3 protein-coding genes are annotated in these 1,356 nt (G+C 52.3%); all 3 read left to right on the forward strand.

The window, feature by feature from the left end:
- The coding region (locus tag QZ506_RS14830) for a transposase (RefSeq protein ID WP_291972064.1) at positions 1-353 on the forward strand (353 nt) is incomplete at its 5' end.
- A 70-nt stretch (positions 354-423) separates the two neighbouring features.
- On the forward strand, positions 424-660 hold the full coding sequence (locus QZ506_RS14835; RefSeq protein ID WP_291972066.1) for a hypothetical protein: 237 nt from the start codon (positions 424-426) through the stop codon (positions 658-660).
- A 270-nt stretch (positions 661-930) separates the two neighbouring features.
- Positions 931-1,350, forward strand: a complete 420-nt coding sequence (locus tag QZ506_RS14840) for a hypothetical protein (protein ID WP_291972068.1) — start codon at positions 931-933, stop codon at positions 1,348-1,350.
- Positions 1,351-1,356: the final 6 nt, after the last annotated feature.

The following is a 1,356-nucleotide window of genomic DNA, read 5'->3' on the forward strand; positions in this document are numbered from 1 at the left end:
AAGAGGCCGCGCGTCAGGCGCTGGAGGCGTTCGGTGGGACATGGGATCGCCGCTATCAGCAGATAAGCCGGAGCTGGCAGTCAAACTGTGCAAACCTGTCGACATTCTTCTCGTACACGCAGGAACTTCGCAAGATAATCTACACGACGAGCGCTATAGAATCACTGAACAGCGTGATCCGGCATGCAATCAAGAAACGCAAGGTGTTCCCGACTGATGACCCGGTGAGGAAGGTCGTATTGCTGGCAATCCAGGCGGCATCACAGAAATGGACGATGCCCTTACAGGACTGGCGTATGGCAATGAGTCGCTTTATTATCGAGTTCGGTGATCGCCTTGACGGTCACTTCTGAGGAAAGGCATTTACACAAAATCTTAAACAGGCTCCCGTGAGCGCGCGTTTTGTTCTGAGGAGTTCGCACGATGCAAATCGACTGGTTTAAAGTCATCATCGATATCGAACGTGCGGGCATGACGCAGCAACAGATAGCGCAAACCGTCCACGTATCTAAGTCAGCGCTGTATGGCTGGAAAGCGGGAGCGGTACCGCGCTACGACGACGGGGAGGCGCTAATTCGCTTATGGGAACTGGTCACAAACAGAGCGCCGCAAGAAATCCCTTACACCCGTTTTTTTCAAAGGCGGTACCTCAGGCGCTAACGTGTCAAAAATACCCGGTTCGTTGCATTATCATGGCGAACGGCGATACCCGCCATTTGTTACAAAAATATTGTTTTCAAAAAGCACCCATTCCGGCGCAGTAAACACGATCTTTTGCGCCCTTCACCCTGTTTTATGTTTGAGCGCCATTTCGTCGGTGCGCTTAACGGCCATTATGTTAAATAGCCCACCGAATCGATTATTTTAGTCGGAAAACCGAACAGGCCTTTACGCATGCTGCAAGCTCCAAATGCCAACGGAGTAAGCAACATGGGTCGACCTAAAAAGCAAATCGAAGTTCCGGGCGAAATCATTACGTCATCGGAGGTGGAGGGTACTGCTAACCCCCCTGAACAACTGAACGCCGCCACCGCTGGCGCAACGGTTATTACTGAAACGACGTTAACGAACGGGCAGCAGAGCGGAAATGTGGAAGGCAATGACCAGCAAGCCCGCATCGCTGCGCTTTCTGGACTGAACGCCGCCGCATTTCAAATCATCACTAAATTCGACGCGTATGGCTTTACCGACCTCATTGATCAGCCGTTAACGAATAACCTCGATTTTATCGACCTGGTTACACAGGCCACCACGCAAACCACCAGTACCGCAGTCACCAACGAGGACGGGCAGCGCAAGCCGCATAAAGCCCCCGTACTGACTGACGAGGGCTGGCACGTTCCCAGCTAAGGAGAA

Origin of the sequence: Candidatus Symbiopectobacterium sp. (genome assembly GCF_020054415.1) — a bacterium.
In the GTDB taxonomy this organism is placed as follows: Bacteria; Pseudomonadota; Gammaproteobacteria; order Enterobacterales; family Enterobacteriaceae; genus Symbiopectobacterium.

Bases quoted from the DNA above. Each gene is read 5' to 3' on its own strand.
- QZ506_RS14835 (WP_291972066.1), top strand. From the start codon at position 424: ATGCAAATCGACTGGTTTAAAGTCATCATCGATATCGAACGTGCGGGC.
- QZ506_RS14840 (WP_291972068.1), top strand. From the start codon at position 931: ATGGGTCGACCTAAAAAGCAAATCGAAGTTCCGGGCGAAATCATTACG.